Raw genomic sequence first — 21,257 nt, forward strand, 5'->3', positions numbered from 1 at the left:
GATAAGAATTGAGACAATTGAAGAGACATACGATCATTCTTTTTGGGGTATTAACCGTAGTGAGTTCTGCTCAGACTCAACTAGCCGGAAACATAAATAAACCAGTAGTTGATTTGTCAAGCTACAGTGTGAGTTTATCCAATAATGAAACCATTATGGCTGTAGGGACATATGAAGCGAACTATAATGGTGAAAAATCAGGATGTGTACGCATATACAAAAGAGATTCGGGAGCGTGGAATCAAATAGGGGATGCTATCTATGGCGAGGCAACCGGAGATTGGTCTGGGTATAGTGTAAGCTTATCAGGAAACGGTACTACGGTAGCCATTGGAGCTAAGCGTAATAACGGGCGTAATGGTGAACTCTCTGGACATGTGCGCGTGTATAAAAATAATGATGGCGTATGGGAACAAGTAGGAGAAGATATCGATGGCGAGAAGAAAGGGGATTGGTCTGGCTATAGTGTGAGCTTATCTCAAGATGGTCTTACACTAGCTATAGGAGCAATATTAAACAGTGATAAGGGTAAACATTCGGGCCAGGTACGGGTGTATAGAAATACATCGGGGAAATGGTCTCAGATAGGTGAAGATATTAATGGGAAAGCAGTAAGAGATTATTTCGGAGCAAGTGTGAGTTTGTCCAGTGATGGTCAAATGATGGCTATAGGAGCTCACCAGGGTGGAATATCATCGGGTTATGTGAGTGTATATCAAAACGTATCAGGGTTTTGGAAGCAAATAGGTAAAGATATTGTTGGATTACCAACCGGTAATTTTTCAGGGTGGAATATTAGCTTATCTGACAACGGTACCGCCATTTCAATAGCCTCGTACAACCATGGTAAAGAGAAGAGGTACGGATATGTAAGGACTTACCGCAATGTATCTAATCGCTGGGTACAACAAGGAGCAGATATAGATGATCGCATAGCGGGATATAACCTATCAGGTTTTAATACGATGAATTTGAGTAATGACAATACAGTTACCCTTATCGGGGCCTTTGATAAAGAAGAAAATAGGAATAAACAAGTCCCCATAATAAGCTATATGCGGGTGTACAAATTTGAAAAGAGTTCCAATGTATGGAAGCACGCAAATATTCAAATATAAAAGTTAAAAATGTTGTCTTTTTAGTGGAAGTATAGGTTGCTCCCTCAACACTCCAATACTCCTTTTCGTATTACTTTAAATATGGCGATGGCAGGTAATATATAGTAGGGAAATTGTTTTAATGAGTTTGGATTGGAACCCGTTGGCGAGCAGCCTGTATACCACTTCTTGTAGTAGTATATCAAAACAAATAAATTCTAAAAGATGGAAGAAAATATAGTAAAAAAAGATGTCTTTATGATGGCATTACTTAAAGCGTTTCAAAAGCCGATTAACATGATAAAAGTATCATATCAATACCTGTTGTACTTTATTGTGTTTATGCAGATGATGGTCATTTTATTTGGAGTAGTAAACCTGGTTTACATCGCAATTTACAGTTGGAAAAATATGTAAAAACAATGCGAGATATAATAGGTATACAGGGTAGAGAGTGTTTCCATATAGTTGCAAACACTTAACTGTAGAAGTTTAAAGGTGGTATGTTTTATCAGAGAGGGTAGGTTGCTTCGTTAGCATTCTTATTTGTTGAAAAAATAGTTGATTAGTAAATTAATAAGAATTGGGGTATACAAGGAGCAACTTACATACCACCTCATAAAACCAAGAGCCAGTTATGAACAATGGTTTTGGGGTAGATCAGTATCATTTCTTCATAATGATAACCTTATGGATTAAAAAAACATCAAAAAACAAGTAATAAATAAGCTATGAAAAGTCAATTACAATTTAAGAATAAATGGGAACTGGTTATGGTTTCTTTGTTTTTAATGATAGTTACTTATGGGCAAAGCTTTACTGTTGATGATATAAGATATCAAATTATTTCTGCGACTGAAGTTATGGTTGTGGACTATACAGGTACTGCGACTAGTGTAAATATTCCCGAAAAAGTTCTTAATAATGGTATCGAATATACCTTAACCCATATAGGAACAAATGCTTTTCAAAAAGGAGAATGGGTAGAGAGCGTGATCATACCAAATAGTGTGAGAAGTATAGGGTGTAATGCTTTTGGATGGAATCAATTAGAGCAGGTAACCATTCCAACAAAAATTGAAGGTATTGGGATTTGGTCTTATTTGAATCGTCCAGAGTATACCACGGTACTGGTCGATACGAATAGTCTTCTCTTTTTGAAATTAAGAAGAGAACTAGTAATGAGTTTATAGAAGATCACCGAGGTAAAATGAACCTGATAGTTCCTTTGAATGACGGGATTCTATATGAAAACCGTAATGACAGCTTCGAGTCTACATCCATCGCTGTACAGGTAGAGCAGCTTTCAAATGATATAAATGAGTCTCATGATTTCACGGTATATCCCAACCCTGCACGAGATAAAATTCATATTCAACTAAAGGAAGGAGAAGAATTACAGCAAATACATATATACAATACGCTTGGTGTTCAAGTGTATTCGTCGCACAAGTTGCAAATTGATGTAAGCGATTTATTTAATGGGATGTATATACTCGAAATAACAACCAAAACAGGAATTAAAGTAGTTAAAAGAATAATTATAAATAAACTTTAAGTCAAACCTTTTTTAGAAGCGATGCACACTTGGATCAAAATGATCCTGTAAAAGATTTAATTAACCCTACACTATAAGAAGCCCATAGCGGCTACGGAGCTGTAAAAATTTGATTAAGTTGAGTTTGTGTAGCCCTAACTAAGATACCTGATGTTCTGACAAGTACGCAATTGAAGCCACTATATGGTTCACCAAATTTCTGCCTTTTATAGTGGAACATTTCTTTAGATTTATTTTCCAATTTCAAAGTTTCCCTCAAGTGCAAGTTAAACATCAGGATATCTTAGTTTACCAACCCAATGGTCTCGTGTTACGTATAAACCAACGGAAAAGGTTATCTCTTTGATATTGGTGTAGATATACTTAAAAGCCACATTGTTTTTTGATTGTATGAGATTAATTCGTCCAAAAAGGAGTAATTTCTGTGTCGTTGTTATTTGTTATTTGAGATAAGTTTGATCCATCTTTGTTGATAACAAAAAGTTCTAAATCTCCACCCACCATGGCATTAAACACAATTTGCTTCCCGTCGGGAGACCAACTTGTTTTATAGGCCCAGATACTATTCACATCGGCGTCTGCTGATTTTAGATTGGGAGTAAGATTTTTTAGTGCGCCTGTATCTAGATCCATAACAAACAGATCAATTTTACCGGCTTTGTCTGATAAAAAAGCAATTTTGTTTTCTACCTTAGATGAAGATACGGCAAAATCATTAGCATCATGCTGTGTTAGTTTTTTGAATGTTTTTTGGTTCAACGATTTTAAGTAAACCCTTAATTTTTCATTTTCGATATAAGTAAGGATGATCGCTTTTCCATCTTTGGTCCAGGCTAAATTCTGATCACTAATATTATTGGTGAAGAAGTGCTTGGCATTTTTTCCTGTTTTGTCGGCTATATAGATATCAGCAGTTCCTCTTGCCCAGTTGTACTCTTGATACACGATTTTTGAGCCATCTGGAGCATATTTTGCATTATATTCATAATTGGATCGTGGGGTTAGTTTTGAAATATTAGTGATGGTCTTCCCATCAAAATTACCAATGCCTAGTTTCCAGCCACTAAATTTATAGGTATTAAAAATTATGTTTTTTGTATCAGGGGAGGTGACTGCATTGTATTCTCCTCTTCGGTTTACTGTACCTTGCAATAACAGTTTTGTGGTATTGTCTACAGGATTATACAGCATGAGATCCAAAGTCCCTCCGGTATTTAAGCCTCCGGAACTCTTAGAAAATAGAATTTTGGACTGCGCATAAGAAAATATGCAATGGCTTATCAGGAATATGGTGATGATATTTCGTTTCATTGAGTTGGGATTTATGTTTTGTTAATTTTTAATAGATAGTTAAGACTTTTTGATGTATTACTGATCAATCATTCCCCAAACCGGAGTTAATTCTGATCCCTCGGTTTTAGTGATTTGCTGTAATTCGGTATCATCTTTTTTGATGGTAAATAGATCGATATTGGTGGTGTTGGCATTCGAGAATACCAATGATTTCCCATCCGGAGACCAGGAGCATTTAAAAAGCCAGAATAGATTGCTGTTTTCGTAATAATTGTATTCGTTGTTTTTATTATGAAGACCGGCTGTAAGGTTCTTGGAGTTAGTTCCATCACTATCCATGATGTATAGATCCAGATACCCGTTTCTATCAGAGAAAAAGGCAATTTTCTTTCCATCGGGAGATACACTAGGATTAAAATTATTCCCCTTTTCGTTTTTGGTGAGATTGACTATATCCTTTTTTGCTGTATCGTAACTGTAAATATCAGTATCTCCATTTTTGTTACTATAGAAAATGATGTATGTACCATCGGGACTCCATACCGGCATGCGGTTTTCAACATCTTTCATTCCTATAGAAACCAAAGTTTCCTTGCCTCCATTTTTATCTGAAATGTATATCTGCGTTTTTTCTCCACGTCCTACTTTTTCATATGCGATTTGATTTCCATTGGGCGAGTAGCTACCATTAAAATAATAATCGGTAGAAAATGAAATCCTCTTAGATTCTTTTGTGAGTAGAGTAGTAGTTAATAGTTTCCATCCACCAAATCGATAGGAGTTAAACAAAACCGTAGTACCATCGGGAGAGATGTCTGGATTGTATTCGCCTTGCCCAGATACGTATGGGATGACTATTTTTTCTTCGGTTCCATCTGGGTTGATAGCAAATATGGACCACCCATTTTCAGTGTTATGTTTTCGTGCAAACAAAATTTTGGAGAATAGTGCTTTTTTGGTTTTTGTGATTCCTTGGACAGCCTTGTTTTCTATTGTATTCGTTTGACTTTTACCAGTACAAGCAAAAAACAGTATTGCGATACCTACTACATGTATTTTCATAGCATTTTGAATTTGAAAGATTGATTGATGATATCAGTACGTGTTGAAAATCAATAGGTGATGTTTCAAATGGACTTGGATACAAAGCTTATAAAACAATACCAGATCGTAGTAAATACGAGGAATAATGTAGTGTCAAAACTTAGTTTTAAGACTAGTTTGCAGATTGATGATGCTGTTTTGCATAGGATAAAGGAGTTACCCCTTCCTGATCTTTAAACACTCTGAAAAATGTAGATTTAGAGGAGAACCCTGCCTCATTGCCAACTGCCTCGATGGTCAAATCCTTCAGGATTCCATGTTCAATACGGGTCTTCACTTCTTGTATCCTGTAGGTATTGATGAATTCTCTAAAATTCACCCCAAGTTCGCTGTTGATCATATTGGTGAGATAATCAGGAGATACTTCCAGGGCATCTGCGAGTTGATATCGGGATAACTGTTGGTTTTTATAGGGCTTAGATGCCTCCATGTGGTTTTGTAATACCATGATGAAATCAGAACCAGTCTGGGAACTTCCAAAATGTTTTAAACTTTTTTGAGATAAAGGCCAAAGCAGAGCTGCAAAGAGCAAAATGGAAACATAAAGAGGACGCCAGATCACAAAACTGTTCAAAAACCAGTAATACACTTCAAAAAAATGAACAAGTGCATACGCCAACTCGCTCAATAATACAACCGTTAAAAAACCAAAAATGATAGTCCGCAACCATTTGTAGTATGCAGAATTTTTTAATCGCTTGTCGGTTTTTACGACATCCAATTTTCGTATGGATACAACGAGATAGATAATCGGATGTATACTAAACAGTACTAATAATTTTATATAAGAGGGTAAACTAATAGGGTATCCAAATCTAAGTTTCGGATCACTATCCATATCGGTAACAAATTGAGTGGCCATATCTAAATGCTGATCAATATGCTCGGGAGATTTATAGCTTAAAAACCATATCAAATTGATCAGAAAAGGGAGGTAGTGTAGGTATTGGTATGGGTTGAACTTTTTATTAGGGTGCAGTACCGAAAGTACAATGAAATAGATGGTGGGACCATATAGGTACTGAGCGATAGAACCCGCACCGATAAAGAAAGGAATACTTAAGATCGCCTTGGTTGCAATGATTATGTAATGAAATAAATCAAAGGACAGTGCAGCAAAGAATAGAATCAATAAACCATTGATCCGATTCATTTTTCTTTTAAAGCATAGATATACGATTAAAATAAAAAGCTGTACCAATGCTACAAAAGCCAGAATACTATAAAAATCAAACCGATACTCCATAGCTTTGTATTGAAGATATGAAGATAGGATTTTAAATTATTATGAAGCGTTGGAATTGAATGAAGAATCATAGTATCCGAAGAAAATAAATTTAATATTTTTGTATAAGAAATGTTTAAAGCACAAAAATGAATAACCACCATTGTCATATCAATTGGACAGCCTATACTTTGTATAGTGTGGCTGGTTATATAAACATCAAATCTCCTTTTTCATAAGCTCCCCTTTTCTTTTTTAGATTTTTAGTTCCCGGAATGATTTTGTGCACGAATTCGTATACAATCATCACCAGGGATTTCCATTTATTTTAATTTTTTCAAACATGAATAGAGAAGAGTTGCTAGCAGCAATAGATAAAAAATATACTGCCATGGGGCAAAATCCAGATGTATACTTATCTGGTTTATTACATTCAGAACCCATAAAATACTGGGATTACATCCAACTAGATGCCCTTTTGGGGTTACAGATCAAGCGTACCGAATTACCCGACGAGATGGTGTTTATCATGTATCATCAAATCAATGAATTATTGTTTAAGATGATCCTTTGGGAGATGGGGCAAATTTCGTACGCTGAAGAGATCACAGTCACACAATTTGAAATGCATTTGATGCGCATCAGCCGATACTTTGATATGTTGTCAAATTCGTTTGATATCATGACCGCAGGGATGGAGGTGGAGCAATACCTAAAATTTAGAGATACCCTCACTCCGGCCAGTGGTTTCCAATCGGTGCAATACCGAAAAATTGAGATCGCCTCAACACAATTGATCAATTTGATCGATTATCGTTTCAGAAAAACGATCGATAGAGATACTCCTTTTGAGCATGCCTTTGATCATATGTATTGGCAAGCAGCTGGCAAAGACTATAAAACTGGTAACAAAACCAAGTTGCTGCTCAATTTTGAAGATCAATACAAAAAGGAATTGATCGAATGGATGAAGGAGTACAATACCGTGAACCTTTGGGACAAGTATATTCAATTGCCAGCGGCAGAGCAACAAGAAAAGAAGTTGATCAATGCCATGCGTCACTACGATCATACGGTGAATATCAAATGGGTGATGCATCACTACCAAACAGCCGGAAAGTACTTAGATTCTGGAAAAACCAATAAAAAGGCAACCGGAGGGAGCGATTGGCACAAATACATGCATCCCAGATACCAAAGAAGAGTTTTTTTCCCTGAGTTATGGTCAGAAGACGAGCTGGAGAACTGGGGAGTGACTAACCTCGAGGGATACGCTACCATCTAGTAAAGCTTGTTTTTTTCTAAATACCTGTTCTACAAAACCATATTGGTGTTTGCTAATATGTAGTTCCTAATATTCAGATAGAAATAACAGCAAATTCGAAATTTTGGAGTTGTTACGTTTTCGATTCCTGAATAACAGGGAATCCTATGCCTAAAAATTTGACAAAATAGTTGTGCTTTTTTTGTACAAAAAATAAGGTTTTAACATAAGTGAAAATAAAATATCAACACTCAATCGTTTGCGAGAAAAATAGGGACTTCCAATGTTACCAAAAGCGGATTTTTTTAGAAATATTTATTACAACGTTTGAAATATTTACTAATAATTGATTTTCAGATGGTTTTATTAACAATCACACAAACTAAGAACTAATTATGAAAAAACGCTTACTCTATTTTGGGCTGCTTTTAAGTCTATTGCTCCCAAAAGTAGGAACTTCGCAATCCCTTCGGAACTTACCATTCTCCTGGGATAATGTAACGGTCTATTTCCTGATCACTGATCGATTTAATAACGGAGATACCACTAATGATATTAACTTCGATAGGAAGCAGGATAGTAGAAACAACGAGATTGACTTTCATGGGGGAGACATCCCCGGGGTAACGCAAAAATTGCGTGAAGGCTATTTTGATGCACTGGGCGTAAGTGCCATTTGGGTGACTCCTGTTGTAGAAAACAGACACGGTTTTAATAACCCACCAGCCAACGATCCAACCTTTAGAGATTATCCGTATCATGGATACCATACCAACGATTGGACGGCTTTTGACCCTAACTTTACTTCGGCAGAACAGTTTCAGGAGTTTATAGACGAGGCGCACGATCATGGGATTCGTGTATTGTTGGATATCGTGATGAATCACTCTGGATATCGTACCTATAAAGAAGTGAATGGGCAACTCCAATTTGTAGACGAAGATTACCCTAGCGATTGGGTACGATTAACATGTGGAGTAGAGAATGGAGAACTTCCTTGCGATGATCTAACCACACCTTTATTTGGATTACCGGATATCAGAACAGAATCGTTTAGCGAAGTAGCATTACCACAGTGGTTATTAAACAAGTGGGATGCCGAAGGAAGAAGGCAGCAAGAAGTCGATGAGCTGAATGCTTATTTTGCCAGAACCGGTAAACCAAGAGCACCTCGTTACTACCTTATCAAATGGTTGACGGATTGGGTAAGAGAATATGGTATCGACGGCTTTAGAGTGGATACCGAAAGACATGTTGGAGTAGATGCCTGGGCCGAGTTGAAAGACGAAGCCGTTTTGGCACTTCAAGAATGGAAACAAAACAACCCAACCAAAAAGTTAGATGACCTTGATTTTTATATGACCGGGGAACACTCCGGAGTAAATATCATTGGCAATGTTGGGGATAACCTACCAGACGACTTTACCGTAGGTAAGTTTAATAGTATGATCAACTTCCGATCTCCAAAAGAAGCCTATACGGATCTAGGACAAGAAGAGATCTTCAGTTCTTTTGCCGCAAAATTGAACGATAACGACGGAGGATTCAATACTCCAGGAGAATACAATATGATCAGTTACCTAAGATCACATGATTTTAGTGAATTCTATACCGGAAACATGTTTTATGGGGGAACAACCTTGTTATTATCTCCTGGTGGAGTTCAGATTTATTACGGAGACGAATCCGGAAGACAGTTTTTTGAATCTCAGACCTATGTAGATGCAGGATATCGTGGTGATATGAATTGGGATTCTATTGATGAGGCGATGTTGTTTCACTGGAGAAAACTGGGAACTTTCAGAAGACAGCATATCTCTGTGGGGGCTGGATCTCACCAACGTATGAATGAATCTCCGTATATTTTCAAAAGAGAATATAACCGAAATGGTGAAAGCGATAAGACCTTGGTGTTCCAGGGACAAGATGGAGATTTTGCAGGCGCATTGAATGTATATGGACTATGGCCTGATGGTACCGTATTAAAAGATTATTTCTCTGATCTTACAGCTACAGTAACTAATGGGACGGTGAATTTTGGAACTACCTTTGGTTTGGTATTGGTAGGACAGCCACTAGACTTATCAGATTCTGTGTCCTTAACTGTTAATCCAGTTTCTGGAGTATACACTAGCCCGGTAACGGTAGAGATGGCGGCTTCAACTACTGCTGATGGTGCAAGTGTATCTATTTTCTATACACTTGATGGGTCAACGCCTACAGCAGCAAGTACACCTTATGTTTCTTCATTTGAAGTAGGTGATAATACGACGGTTAGAGCAATTGCAATTGACTCAGATGGTAATGAATCACCTATCATCCTTAGAGACTATGTGGTAGGAGATATCAGTGCTTTTGATGTACATTTCAAAAAACCAGCAGATTGGTCTTCGGCCTATATCTATATTTTCAATCAAAATACAGGAGAAGCATTACCAGGATTCCCAGCATGGCCGGGAGTAGCAATGACACAAGAAGGAAATTCTCCCTGGTACGAGTATACTATAGATCAAGATGTACAGGTAGGTATTGTATTTAATGATAATGGGGGAGCACAGTCAGACGATTTAACCCGAATTAGCGAAGGTTGGTACGATAATCAATGGTTTGATACTTGTCCAAGCGAATGTCCTGGGGATATTATCGATACCGCTTTTGATGTATACTTCAAAAAGCCAGCTTCATGGAGCAGTGCGTATATCTATCTGTACGACAGAAATGCCAATGCAGCTATTCCTGGATTCCCAGCATGGCCGGGTATTCCAATGACTACAGTAAAAGATACTCCGTGGTTCAAATACACTATCGATCAAACGGTTGAGGTAGGGATTGTATTTAATGATAATGGTGGTGCCCAAAGCGATGATTTGTTTAGAACTACTGAAGGTTGGTATGATAACCAATGGTTTGATACTTGCCCAAGTGAGTGCCCTGGAGATATTATCGATACGTCTTTTGATGTATATTTCAAAAAACCAGCTTCGTGGAGTACAGCATACATCTACATCTACGACAAAAATGCCAATGCAGCTATCCCAGGAGCACCTGCATGGCCGGGAGTACCAATGAAAGCCTTAGTAGGTACCCCATGGTATTCGGCTACTATTGATGAAACGGTAGAGGTAGGTATTGTATTTAACGATAATGGGGGAGCGCAAAGCCCAGATGTGTTTAGAACGACAGATGGTTGGTACGACAACCAATGGTTCGATTCTTGCCCTAGCGATTGTAATAGAGCTAGCGCACAATCAGGAACTTCGATTTTCAAGAAAGGGAATCAAAGCATCAGTGCTTCGCCAAATCCATTTACCAATACGCTCACCTTATCGGTGGCAAATGGATTGAATAAGTCATCCATAGAAGCTGTGGTGTATGACCTACAAGGAAAGCAAATGAAGGTCTCTCCTGTAGAAGGAGCAAACACTCTAACTTTTGATACATCTGCCTTGCCAAAGGGCATGTATATATTACGTGTTAATTACGGAAGTACTTCCGAAATAATTAAAGTTGTAAAATAGATTTTTGGTTCTGTAAAAGGCTTGCTACTTCTTCGAGGTGGCAAGCTTTTTTTGTTGGTATCAACTAGTCGGTTGTTCCTGTTTTTTCTTGACAAAAGTTTAACGATAGCAAATCAAAAACATCCTTCCCTTTTTCTTCCTTAAACAAGCTTTGTGTCGTATCTTTATATCCTAATTGGAAACCAATTTCTTCGCTAAATATTTTTTATGGAAAATCTTGATGCAGCAAGGCTCCAAATGGCATTTACACTGATATTTCACATTGTATTTGCCTGTATTGGTATGGTGATGCCTTTTTTTATGGTCGTATCTCATTACAAATGGTTAAAAACGCGAGATCAAATGTATTTGACGCTCACCAAAGCCTGGCAAAAGGGTGTCGCTATCTTCTTTGTGACCGGTGCGGTTTCGGGTACGGCATTGTCCTTTGAGTTGGGCTTGCTTTGGCCAGAATTTATGAAACATGCGGGTCCCATTATCGGTATGCCATTTTCGCTAGAAGGGGCTGCCTTTTTTGTAGAAGCCATTGCCTTGGGATTTTATCTATACGGTTGGGGGAAATTGCCAGAACGGTTTCATTGGTTTACAGGGATTATTATAGGACTGTCTGGTGTAGCATCGGGGATATTGGTGGTCGCTGCAAACGGTTGGATGAATGCCCCAAGCGGATTCGATTATATCGATGGGCAGTTTACCAATATAGATCCCATACAAGCCATGCTCAATCCTGCCTGGTTTACACAAGCTCTGCATATGACCTTGGCGGCATTTACTGCTACAGGATTTGCCGTAGCGGGTATCCATGCGTATCAAGTATATAAGAAACGAAAAGTAGAACTACATAAAAAAGCATTCAAGATCGCCCTTGCTTTTGGTGCAGTGGCGGCCATCTTACAACCGATTAGTGGAGATATCTCTGCCAAAGATATTGCGAAGCGGCAACCGGTAAAACTCGCCGCTATGGAAGCCCACTATAACACCGAAAAAGGAGCGCCTTTGTACATCGGAGGGATTGTAGATGCCGAAACCCAGGAGGTGAGTCATAAGATCGCTTTGCCGGGGATGTTGTCCTTTTTGGCTTTTGGAGATTTTGATGCGGAGGTAAAGGGCTTAAATGATTTCCCAGAGGATGAACGCCCCAATGTGCCTATGGTACATTATGCATTCCAGATTATGGTGGGGATCGGAAGTATCCTATTGTTGGCAGGAATTCTCTATTTTGTGTCGCTCAAAAAACGGAAATGGTTGAATAGCAACAAATATTGGCTCTTATTCATTCTATTGGCCCCCATGGGGTTTATCGCTTTGGAGGCTGGTTGGATCGTCACCGAAGTAGGGCGCCAACCCTGGATCATCCATAAAATCATGAGAACCAAGGATGCCGTAACGCCTATGCCTGGGATTGTGGTAAGTTTTTATACTTATATTGTGGTGTATGCGACCTTATCAGTGGCCGTAACCTGGTTGATGCTACGACAGATCCGAGTTCTTAATCATTCAAATTAATGCCCATGTTATACGTTGTCTTATTTTTTCTCATCTTTTCGTTATACCTGTATGTGGTGCTAGGCGGTGCGGATTACGGCGCAGGAATTGTCGAATTGTTTTCTTCTGAAGAGAACCAACAAATCACCAAAAAAACCATTTATCGGGTCATGGGGCCTGTTTGGGAAGCCAATCATATTTGGATCATTATTTTGATTGTGATTTTATGGATTGCTTTTCCTGCTTATTACAACATTATGGTGGTGCATTTGCATATCCCGTTAACGATCGTGTTGTTGGGCGTTACTCTGCGTGGAGTCGCCTTTGTCTTTAGACATTATGATGCGGTGATCGATAATTCCCAAAAGGTATATGATACCATGTTTAAAATCTCTAGTTTGATCACACCCATCTTTTTGGGGATGGTCTTTGGGGGATTGATTAGTGGAAATATCGTGATCACCGATGATATAGCTAGTCTATCCTTTTATGAAGCCTTTTTACAGCCCTGGTTCAATATCTTTAGCTTGTTGATAGGGATGTTTTTTGCAGCCTTATGTGCCTTTTTATCCTCGGTATTATTGATAGGGGAGGCAGAACCTGGTAACGAAAAGGTATATATCAAAAAATCAGGAATTGCCGCTATGGTGGTGGTGATTATTGGTTTGGTCACCTTTTTATATGGATTTATTACAGGTAAGGCCTTCGTGATGGGATTTATAGAAAATGGATTTGCTGTAGTCTCGGTAATGTTGTCTGCGGTATTGTTATATCCGTTGTGGACGACCATCAAAAAAGGGAATAAGGTGTGGAGTCGTTTTTATGCGGGGCTACAGGTGTTTTTGATTCTATTGGCGGCCTTGGTATCTCATTTCCCAAATGTGGTGATTACTACCAACGCCAGTGTGAGTCTGCTACAGGATATCGCACCCGATAGTGTGATCCAAGCCTTGGGAGTAGCCTTGATCATAGGGGGATTGGTGATCTTGCCTGGATTATTCCATTTATTAAAATCTTTTAAAATGATTAAGATTTTAGAAAGATAGCCAAAGGATTTTCTTTTTGTTGTACAAGATATTTTTATATTTGCTCACCGATTTCGGGATGTAGCTTAGCCCGGTTAAAGTGCACGTCTGGGGGGCGTGAGATCGCTGGTTCGAATCCAGTCATCCCGACTACAAAAATCCAATCCATTAGGGGTTGGATTTTTTATTTTTTGGAAATGATTTGAGCAAAAAAGTAGTAGATGAAATTGGTTTTGAAGTAACATTTTGATTGATAAATACATATATTGTAGTACACCCTCTTGTCCTTAAGAATGAGGAGGCCGAAAAACATGAAGAGTAGGCAAAATCAAAAATTAATTTCACTATGAAAGCTTTACAGCTATTGCACAAAATCATTTTACTAGGGCTTTTGTTTGCAGTTATAAGTTGCCAGGATAAAGAGCAACAACTAGTTCAAAACTTTGTTGTAGATCAATTTGACTCGAACATCAACCCAGATGAGTTGGCCGAGAAATATATTCTTATTCAAGAAGATGCTGATCATGATAAAAATCTTGCAGAAAGAAAGTCGGTTCTTATAGAGCATATTAAAGATGTAAGAAAAAACAAGGAAAACCTGGGCTGGCTATATCCTAACCCTAAAATAGCATCTATTAAAACACCAAAAATTGGTAGGTATAAAGACTATGAAGGTTTAAATCAGGTAGTAATTAATATGGATGAAAGCCTTTTGGAAGATGCTTATGTGCTATTGGATAATGAAGAAAATAAAATATTACAATACTTTATGTTATCTGAAAACAAAGAAAAATTGGTGTCTTTTTCTCTATTTGCTAAGGGAGATGAAGCGTGGTTTTTTACCTATTAGTAGTTGCCTAAGAAAATGATTTTTAAATAATAATTAATCAATTAGCATATACTGGTCGGGAAGGTGTGAGATCGCTAATTCAAATCCAGTCATCCCGACCAAAAAAATCCAATCCATTAGGGTTGGATTTTTTGTTTGGAAAAAACTTACACAAGCAATTTCTTAGAATATGGTGATAACAATTATAAGATTAAGACACCTATTGATATAAAAGAAATAAAAACATGGCAAATACGAGTGGTACTAATAGTCTAGTGAATTACAACACCAATAACCCTATAAAAACTGTAACAATTTTACAACCAACTTGTCTGTAGTTGGTAACATCAATCAATCAAATCATGAACAAATTAGTTATTCTTATGCTGTCCCTATGTATTTTGGGGTGTAGCGATACCAAAACACAAAAAACACCACCTTTTGAAAAGTATTATACAACTATAGACTCACTTATGCAGTATAGTTTTGATAAAGGCATTTACAATGGTAATATTCTGGTTACCAGAAACGATTCTTTGGTGTATCAAAAATTCTTTGGGTACACAGACGGTTCAGAGCAGACCAAACTGACCAAAAACTCTATTTTCAATATAGGTTCAATTGGAAAAGAATTTAATGCAGTTTCTATTATGATGTTAGTCGAAAAAGGCGATTTACAGTTAGACGATAAACTCTCTAAATTTGATTTGGGCTTACCCGATTGGTCCGAGAAAGTGACCATCAAACATCTTTTAAACTATGTTAGTGGGATTCCACAAATTGATTATGACCATGTAGAAAATGAGAAAGGCATTTTGAAAGACTTGCAACTTCTGCCTAATTTAATGTTTGAACCAGGCACAAATTACAACTACAACAACAATAGCATTTTTCTTCAAAAACGAATTATTGAACGCGTGACAAAAAAAACATATCAAGAATTTGTGACAGAAAACATTATTTCCCCTTTACAAATGAAAAATGTCGTATTTGATCCTGCTTCGGATTATCCAAATAAAGTTAGGTGCTTTGACGTACACAAAGTAAATTGCGAAGAAGTTTCTACGAGCAAAGATAGGTTGTGGGTATCAATCGATGATTTAAACAAATGGATCACTGCGTTGCACAATAACAAATTAATTTCTAAAGCGTCGCTAACACTGCTTTTGCAGAATCAGTATTTTAAAAATAAAGAGGGGAGTTTAGGTTCATTTCATGATTCTTTTGCTTTGCATCTTCATGGTGGTCAATCCTGGCAATTTGAAGCCGCTTTTATGAGTGAATTAGATACGGATCTCAATATTATTTTAATGTCTAACAGCAAAAACAAAAGCTTTGAAATTATACAATCGGTGCATAATATCATGAACGGCAAAGCTTTTACCTTACCCAAAAAATCAATATACCGAGAAATCAGAGAAACATGTTTAGTCAATATTGATAAAGGGATTAAACAATATCATGCGTTAAAAGAAAGCGAGTATGAGACCTATAGTTTTGATAATCCCAATGAGTTAAATAGTTTAGGTAAAGATTTACTATCAGAAAAAAAGATAGAAGAGGGTATCAAGATATTTTTGTTAGCCATTTCTGAATTTCCAGAAAACGCCAATTTGTACAACAGTCTTGGGGAAGCGTTTTACACCAATGAGCAATACGATTTGGCGGCAACAAACTATCAAAAGTCTTTGGAGCTTAACCCCAAAAACACGAATGCCGAAGAGATGATCAGGAAGATTAACAATATAGAAGAAAAATAGAGATCGCTGGTTCGAATCCAATCATCCCAACCACAAAAATCCAATCCATTAGGGTTGGATTTTTTGTTTTTATAAATAGCTACGTCACTTTTTTCTTTGAATTACATCAATTGTGGAAACCCATAAGTATTGGTTTAAGATAATACATACATTACAGATGATTATTTTCAATACCTCATATTACAAAAACATAGTTATTAATGACTAAATGAGCACGTAAACATCAACTGTACAAATGAAGAATTTTAAAAGTAAAAAACAACAATATGAATGATGAAAAAATCGCAGCTCAACTAATTGATGCAGATGTTGAAACCATCTTTGCAGCTATTGGCAGTATAACTGTAAAAAACGAAGAACTTGGAATTTCCCTTCCTGATAAGAACACATTGATTGAAAAGGGTAAAGAGGTATACAGAGAAATAATTGACTCTTCAAAAGAAAAGTTATGTTCAAACAAGATCATCAGAAAAAACTTTATAAATGATAGTTACTCTAAAGAAAAATCTCTTGAGTTAATTGTTATGATAGCCGGAATGATAAATAGCGATATAAAATCCATTCCAGCAATGTACATCGCTGCAGTTATTTTTAAAATGGGGATAAAATCTATTTGTAATGAGTAGAAGTAATGTTTGGGGCAATAGAATCCAGTGGCCATACAATAATTTACATTGGAATTTAAGAAGATCTATTACTGTTCAAGGATTTGGTAAAGACGATTTACTTGATTTGTACAATAAATTTTCAAATGATAAGGGGCCTGAAAAAACCTATCAGGATTATGTGGATTGGTGGTATTACATGGAGTCTTCAAAGTGGGGGGCGGATAGGTTGTATGTATACAGAACTGCAATGCCACCAGAAAATTATCGTAGAGTATCCGAAGATTTCAAAATGGATGTAGATGATTCAAATGTCATAGGAGCTTATATCAAAAAAGGCGAGGAAACTACAAAATTGACAAGAGGTGTTATATTGAGTGTAGAAGATGTGTGTCATTCTGTGTTTGCATTGATGAAAGAACCTGCAGGGATTACATTTAAAAGCGCTGATTATTGGTTGCTTAGATCATTAGTTAGTAAAGAGATAGGAGATGTCGAAAATTTTGTAAACTATGATCCAGCCCGAATTTGGGGCCCCGGGAATAACCCGAATGAATCCATAGAACACGAAATCCCCTCATTTATGTTCAATTGCTTTAACTGTGTTTCTACGGATTTAACAAGGCAGATATTTGCAGATAATGTTTCTATAATTGCTTTGTTCTGGATAATTGGACATGAAGACGCGCACTCTTACTCGGGTCATATAAAGCGTATTGATGAATTAGGTATATCCAATCAAGAATTTCTTTTTGATGAATTAGTTACTCATTCATTTGATCATGATGAACTAAAAGCCAGGAGAGCCTCAGAAATGGAAGCGGATATGTGTTCTTCCTTTCGAAATACAGATTATTGTTACGATTCCGAATTGTATTTTATCTTTCTGGATAAGGTAACAGTAGAGGAGCGAATAAGACTAAAGATGGGGCAAAAAGAGAGAGATGGATTAAGTCGAAACCAAAAAATGATACTAGCAAGACTTATTTCTATTGGCTGTACCATTCCTATTTTGATTTTTTCAATAAAAAATAATTCAGACCCTACAAAAGCCTCTGCTGATTACCCATCACTGTTATCGAGAGTCTTTAATCATATTTGCTCACAAGCAGAAAGAATGATAGCTGTTTCACAGTATTTTCCGGAGCATTTAGTAGGAGAGGTTAATATACCTGATATACTAGCGTTTTTAAAAATTGGATTATTTGATTTTACACAAGTTTATGACAGTGTATTTAAGATTATGAAACCTAACGAAAATAATTTTGTTAGTAGGCTTTTGAAAGAATTTGATCAAATCGCTGATTCTCTTGTATTGGCTTTTTTAGGGATGAACAACAAATTAATGTTAGTTGGTAAAACATCAATACCAAATAAAGATGATCTACATCCATTTGTTGCAGATTTTTTGGCTGAGCGCTACAATATGGAATCTTGCATAATTGATAAGTTCTACGAATCTAAACTGCTCTGTAATCCGACTAGAAAAAACAAGGTTAATGAAGATTTTAAAAACGCCAAAATCAGGAAAGGTTTTTTAGAACTTTGCTTTCCGTTTTTAGTACAAAACTAGATAAGGTAAATGGATTCAGGTTGTTGTAAATAGATTCTTCTAATAAAAGCAATTATTATCATCCAATTAATTCTATATAAAATGAAAAAATTAGCACTTATCATCTTATTACTGGCTTGCGTTGCGAGTTGCAAGAAAACCGAAAAACCGAGTGATACCAAAATTCAACTAAGAGTATCGCTATACGAATATATACCTCATGATCAATGGAATAATTATAAGCCATTTATGGATTTTATAGAGAATACTTTTGAGGAAGAAAATCCTGCTATCGACCTGGTATTAAAAGATATGGATCAGAGCGATAATGTGGATACCTATAGGGATTTAAATGAAACCAAAGAGAACTATTACCTAAAGAACGATTCTATCCAATACCACGTGGTAGAAGTAGATGCCGTAATACTTGGGGATTTGGTAAAAGCGAATTTGATAAAAGAACTCCAAAACTATGATCTAAGTGATTACCATAAGGCTGGTATTGCTTCAAGTTATTGTAATGATACATTATATGGAGTTCCACATTGGCTTTGTGGATTTATGTTATTTACCAGGGATGATAATATTGCAAATAGCAAAGATATAACTACCTTACTAACGTCAATAAATTCACCAAAAACCAAAGAAAAAGATATTGCCGGTAACTTTGGAGGAAGTTGGACCTTACCTGGATTTTATATCGATGCATTATTGGATAATCAGAAGGAAATTAACGACTACTCATTTTTAAAACTGAATGACACCATCGTCAACAACCTAAAAAGCTTTGTTACCGAATGTAAAGATAGTATTGGTAATCCTTGTTTGGATGAAAAATATAAATACAATACTAAAGCCGAAGCGTTATTTGCTAAAGATAGTGTAGATGTATTTTTTGGTTTCACAGAAAGATTAAAAGAGGTAATAGATTTAGAACCTATTACGGCCAATGACATCAAAATCAAATCTCTCATTTTAGGTAGTGACGATACTCCGTCTTTGTTTGCCGATATCTTTACCATCAATAACAAATGTAGTAAAGAAGAATACGAAGCTTCCTTAAAATTTATAGCGTTTATGAATTCCGATAGAATTTATGAAATGATAGTGTTAAGTAAAGACAACAACGCTAACCCGCGATATCTGATCCCTGCAAGAAATACGGTTTACGACATACCATCGGTAAAAGAAAATACATATTATCAGATGATAAAAGATGAATTGTTAGACGCTACAGCATTCCCAAACCATGGATTATTAGAAAATAGGGAAAAAATGGAGTCTGAACTAATGGAAAAACTCCAATAATAACTCAAACCAGATGTATTCGATCTTTTTACTGGATTAAGTATTGGCACGTTGTTTGAGCCTTAGAACCTAAATAAAACCAGTCACAAAGATGATACATACACCCAAAACACGCTTTTTGCCCCTTTCTTTTCTAATATTTTTAGTGTCTACAGGTGTATACGCCCAGAACAACCCAGCATCGGACTATTTAGTGTTGCGTACCAGTGACACCTTATATGGCAAAGTAGAGCACATCAAAGAAGGTGGATTTGGGGGTCGAAGATTTCATAAAAAAATCAGGATCACCAATGCCAGAGGTAAAACAAAAAAGTATCAAAGAAGAGACGTCTCCAGTTTTCGTGTAGACGGTGTTGTGTTTGAAAGCTTTTGGTTATATCAAGAATCACAATCCTTGATAACGGGTGCGTTGGGAAATCCTAAGTACACCATAGATCATAACCAGGGAGAACAACATTTTTTAAGAGTAGTAAGCAAGGGCAAACTAAGCCACTATCAACTAGAATGGTTTGAACAAGATAATGATGCTCTATGGTCCATGTCTTTACTCAAAAAAGAAAAAGATGCCTTTTTGATCCGTGCAGATCAAGGGTTGTTTGGATTAAAAAGAAAAGTATTACAACGTTATTTTTCAAACTGCCCAGAACTAGGGAAAGCTATACAACAAAAACAAATCCGTAAAGTAGGGCAAGTTGTAGAGTGGTATAACAACAGTTGTATGCAGTAATAGATAATCCGGTCATCCCAATCAAAAGCACCCATCTCATTTTTTCTTTGAATTTGCTTCGATTGTGGAAACCCGTAATGATGGTGTTTTCAAATTATTGATATTGTGATGGCGTAAATTTAAATAACATGTATTTAAGATATATAATTCTTGATCACTAAATATATGAGTTATAGCTAATTTTTTTAAAATGAAAAACATTATACATAATACAGTAACATTACTTATAGGTTTTGTTGGGTTAATTGGTGGTTTAATATGGGGATATTATTCCAAATGGGAGTTTGAACCTGTAATTCTATTAATAATTTCATTTCTGGAAGTGATAACTTATTTTACGGTTCCTAAGAACAAAAAAAACAATGAGGAATTATCTCAAAAATCAAAAAACCAAAACAAACAAAAGATTAAGGTAACAGTAAATAATTTTAGTGACCCTATACAGTCAGAGAAGAAACTATCTATAAAGGATAAGAATGCCTTAATAGAAACAAAAAAAGATAAAATTGGGATTCTTTTTATTGATGATGATAAGAATTTTAATATTGTTAAAATATTAAAGGATAGTGATTGGAAAAAAACTAAAACAATTACAGATATAAAGAGTCTAGATATAAATCAGGTAAAGAATTCCGAAATAATTTTTGTTGACATTAATGGGGTTGGCAAAATATTAAATTTGCAGTATGAAGGTCTTGACTTAGCATTAATGTTGAAACAAAAATATCCAGAAAAGAAAATCATAATTTACTCTGCAAATAAAAATAGTTATTCATTTCATGAAGCCTGGGGTATTGTAGATTCGCGACTAGAGAAGAATGCTCTGCCTTATCAATTTCAAAATTTAGTTGAAAATTATAGTTTAGAATTCTACAACTAGTATGGAAAAAACTTTTTATTACGTAAG

At 36.3% G+C, this 21,257-nt stretch carries 18 protein-coding genes and 1 tRNA gene; 16 read left to right on the forward strand and 3 right to left on the reverse strand.

Features of this window, described 5'->3' with window-relative positions:
- Positions 1-8: 8 nt before the first annotated feature.
- From AC0L3Q_RS07725 to AC0L3Q_RS07740, 4 genes are all read left to right on the forward strand, one after another.
- A complete protein-coding gene (locus AC0L3Q_RS07725) occupies positions 9-1,118 on the forward strand; it encodes a hypothetical protein (protein ID WP_473286038.1) in 1,110 nt (369 codons plus the stop codon).
- A gap of 204 nt (positions 1,119-1,322) precedes the next feature.
- A complete protein-coding gene (locus AC0L3Q_RS07730) occupies positions 1,323-1,514 on the forward strand; it encodes a hypothetical protein (RefSeq protein ID WP_473286039.1) in 192 nt (63 codons plus the stop codon).
- A gap of 314 nt (positions 1,515-1,828) precedes the next feature.
- Positions 1,829-2,290 (forward strand): leucine-rich repeat protein, encoded by a 462-nt coding sequence (locus AC0L3Q_RS07735; protein ID WP_473286040.1) that lies wholly within the window; start codon positions 1,829-1,831, stop codon positions 2,288-2,290.
- 17 nt (positions 2,291-2,307) lie between these two features.
- Positions 2,308-2,655: a T9SS type A sorting domain-containing protein gene (locus tag AC0L3Q_RS07740; RefSeq protein ID WP_473286041.1), complete on the forward strand. Its 348-nt coding sequence runs from the start codon at positions 2,308-2,310 to the stop codon at positions 2,653-2,655.
- A 396-nt stretch (positions 2,656-3,051) separates the two neighbouring features.
- On the opposite strand, the gene AC0L3Q_RS07745 is transcribed toward AC0L3Q_RS07740, so the two are convergent.
- The 3 genes from AC0L3Q_RS07745 to AC0L3Q_RS07755 all read right to left on the reverse strand — a co-directional run bounded on the left by AC0L3Q_RS07745 (position 3,052) and on the right by AC0L3Q_RS07755 (position 6,298).
- Positions 3,052-3,966, reverse strand: a complete 915-nt coding sequence (locus AC0L3Q_RS07745; protein ID WP_473286042.1) for a TolB family protein — start codon at positions 3,964-3,966, stop codon at positions 3,052-3,054.
- A 57-nt stretch (positions 3,967-4,023) separates the two neighbouring features.
- Complete coding sequence (locus tag AC0L3Q_RS07750; protein WP_473286043.1) at positions 4,024-5,010, reverse strand: TolB family protein; 987 nt, start codon at positions 5,008-5,010, stop codon at positions 4,024-4,026.
- A gap of 154 nt (positions 5,011-5,164) precedes the next feature.
- A complete protein-coding gene (locus tag AC0L3Q_RS07755; protein ID WP_473286044.1) occupies positions 5,165-6,298 on the reverse strand; it encodes an AraC family transcriptional regulator in 1,134 nt (377 codons plus the stop codon).
- A 322-nt stretch (positions 6,299-6,620) separates the two neighbouring features.
- On the opposite strand from AC0L3Q_RS07755, the gene AC0L3Q_RS07760 reads away from it, so the two are divergent.
- The 12 genes from AC0L3Q_RS07760 to AC0L3Q_RS07815 all read left to right on the forward strand — a co-directional run bounded on the left by AC0L3Q_RS07760 (position 6,621) and on the right by AC0L3Q_RS07815 (position 21,230).
- Positions 6,621-7,562: a tryptophan 2,3-dioxygenase family protein gene (locus AC0L3Q_RS07760; RefSeq protein ID WP_473286045.1), complete on the forward strand. Its 942-nt coding sequence runs from the start codon at positions 6,621-6,623 to the stop codon at positions 7,560-7,562.
- A gap of 374 nt (positions 7,563-7,936) precedes the next feature.
- A complete protein-coding gene (locus tag AC0L3Q_RS07765) occupies positions 7,937-11,059 on the forward strand; it encodes a starch-binding protein (protein ID WP_473286046.1) in 3,123 nt (1,040 codons plus the stop codon).
- A 207-nt stretch (positions 11,060-11,266) separates the two neighbouring features.
- Complete coding sequence (locus AC0L3Q_RS07770; RefSeq protein ID WP_073314989.1) at positions 11,267-12,565, forward strand: cytochrome ubiquinol oxidase subunit I; 1,299 nt, start codon at positions 11,267-11,269, stop codon at positions 12,563-12,565.
- Positions 12,566-12,570: 5 nt separating this feature from the next.
- Positions 12,571-13,590 carry a cytochrome d ubiquinol oxidase subunit II gene (locus AC0L3Q_RS07775; RefSeq protein ID WP_473286047.1) on the forward strand — a complete coding sequence of 340 codons (1,020 nt, stop codon included), beginning with the start codon at positions 12,571-12,573 and terminating at the stop codon, positions 13,588-13,590.
- Between the two features lie 54 nt (positions 13,591-13,644).
- Positions 13,645-13,719 (forward strand) — tRNA-Pro (locus AC0L3Q_RS07780).
- Between the two features lie 196 nt (positions 13,720-13,915).
- Positions 13,916-14,419: a hypothetical protein gene (locus tag AC0L3Q_RS07785; protein ID WP_473286048.1), complete on the forward strand. Its 504-nt coding sequence runs from the start codon at positions 13,916-13,918 to the stop codon at positions 14,417-14,419.
- Positions 14,420-14,760: 341 nt separating this feature from the next.
- Complete coding sequence (locus tag AC0L3Q_RS07790) at positions 14,761-16,158, forward strand: serine hydrolase (RefSeq protein ID WP_473286049.1); 1,398 nt, start codon at positions 14,761-14,763, stop codon at positions 16,156-16,158.
- 266 nt (positions 16,159-16,424) lie between these two features.
- Positions 16,425-16,784 carry a hypothetical protein gene (locus tag AC0L3Q_RS07795; protein ID WP_473286050.1) on the forward strand — a complete coding sequence of 120 codons (360 nt, stop codon included), beginning with the start codon at positions 16,425-16,427 and terminating at the stop codon, positions 16,782-16,784.
- Positions 16,777-18,336 carry a hypothetical protein gene (locus AC0L3Q_RS07800; RefSeq protein ID WP_473286051.1) on the forward strand — a complete coding sequence of 520 codons (1,560 nt, stop codon included), beginning with the start codon at positions 16,777-16,779 and terminating at the stop codon, positions 18,334-18,336. Before AC0L3Q_RS07795 ends, AC0L3Q_RS07800 begins: the two co-directional genes overlap by 8 nt.
- 81 nt (positions 18,337-18,417) lie before the next feature.
- Positions 18,418-19,623: an extracellular solute-binding protein gene (locus AC0L3Q_RS07805; protein WP_473286052.1), complete on the forward strand. Its 1,206-nt coding sequence runs from the start codon at positions 18,418-18,420 to the stop codon at positions 19,621-19,623.
- Between the two features lie 91 nt (positions 19,624-19,714).
- On the forward strand, positions 19,715-20,350 hold the full coding sequence (locus AC0L3Q_RS07810) for a hypothetical protein (protein ID WP_473286053.1): 636 nt from the start codon (positions 19,715-19,717) through the stop codon (positions 20,348-20,350).
- A 190-nt stretch (positions 20,351-20,540) separates the two neighbouring features.
- Positions 20,541-21,230, forward strand: a complete 690-nt coding sequence (locus AC0L3Q_RS07815) for a response regulator (protein WP_473286054.1) — start codon at positions 20,541-20,543, stop codon at positions 21,228-21,230.
- Positions 21,231-21,257: the final 27 nt, after the last annotated feature.

This window comes from Aquimarina sp. KJ22-3, from assembly GCF_055808215.1.

Bases quoted from the DNA above. Each gene is read 5' to 3' on its own strand.
- AC0L3Q_RS07815 (WP_473286054.1), top strand. From the start codon at position 20,541: ATGAAAAACATTATACATAATACAGTAACATTACTTATAGGTTTTGTT.
- AC0L3Q_RS07800 (WP_473286051.1), top strand. From the start codon at position 16,777: ATGAGTAGAAGTAATGTTTGGGGCAATAGAATCCAGTGGCCATACAAT.
- AC0L3Q_RS07790 (WP_473286049.1), top strand. From the start codon at position 14,761: ATGAACAAATTAGTTATTCTTATGCTGTCCCTATGTATTTTGGGGTGT.
- AC0L3Q_RS07785 (WP_473286048.1), top strand. From the start codon at position 13,916: ATGAAAGCTTTACAGCTATTGCACAAAATCATTTTACTAGGGCTTTTG.
- AC0L3Q_RS07735 (WP_473286040.1), top strand. From the start codon at position 1,829: ATGAAAAGTCAATTACAATTTAAGAATAAATGGGAACTGGTTATGGTT.
- AC0L3Q_RS07765 (WP_473286046.1), top strand. From the start codon at position 7,937: ATGAAAAAACGCTTACTCTATTTTGGGCTGCTTTTAAGTCTATTGCTC.
- AC0L3Q_RS07745 (WP_473286042.1), bottom strand. From the start codon at position 3,966: ATGAAACGAAATATCATCACCATATTCCTGATAAGCCATTGCATATTT.
- AC0L3Q_RS07775 (WP_473286047.1), top strand. From the start codon at position 12,571: ATGTTATACGTTGTCTTATTTTTTCTCATCTTTTCGTTATACCTGTAT.
- AC0L3Q_RS07795 (WP_473286050.1), top strand. From the start codon at position 16,425: ATGAATGATGAAAAAATCGCAGCTCAACTAATTGATGCAGATGTTGAA.
- AC0L3Q_RS07770 (WP_073314989.1), top strand. From the start codon at position 11,267: ATGGAAAATCTTGATGCAGCAAGGCTCCAAATGGCATTTACACTGATA.
- AC0L3Q_RS07750 (WP_473286043.1), bottom strand. From the start codon at position 5,010: ATGAAAATACATGTAGTAGGTATCGCAATACTGTTTTTTGCTTGTACT.
- AC0L3Q_RS07730 (WP_473286039.1), top strand. From the start codon at position 1,323: ATGGAAGAAAATATAGTAAAAAAAGATGTCTTTATGATGGCATTACTT.
- AC0L3Q_RS07760 (WP_473286045.1), top strand. From the start codon at position 6,621: ATGAATAGAGAAGAGTTGCTAGCAGCAATAGATAAAAAATATACTGCC.
- AC0L3Q_RS07805 (WP_473286052.1), top strand. From the start codon at position 18,418: ATGAAAAAATTAGCACTTATCATCTTATTACTGGCTTGCGTTGCGAGT.
- AC0L3Q_RS07810 (WP_473286053.1), top strand. From the start codon at position 19,715: ATGATACATACACCCAAAACACGCTTTTTGCCCCTTTCTTTTCTAATA.
- AC0L3Q_RS07740 (WP_473286041.1), top strand. From the start codon at position 2,308: ATGAACCTGATAGTTCCTTTGAATGACGGGATTCTATATGAAAACCGT.
- AC0L3Q_RS07755 (WP_473286044.1), bottom strand. From the start codon at position 6,298: ATGGAGTATCGGTTTGATTTTTATAGTATTCTGGCTTTTGTAGCATTG.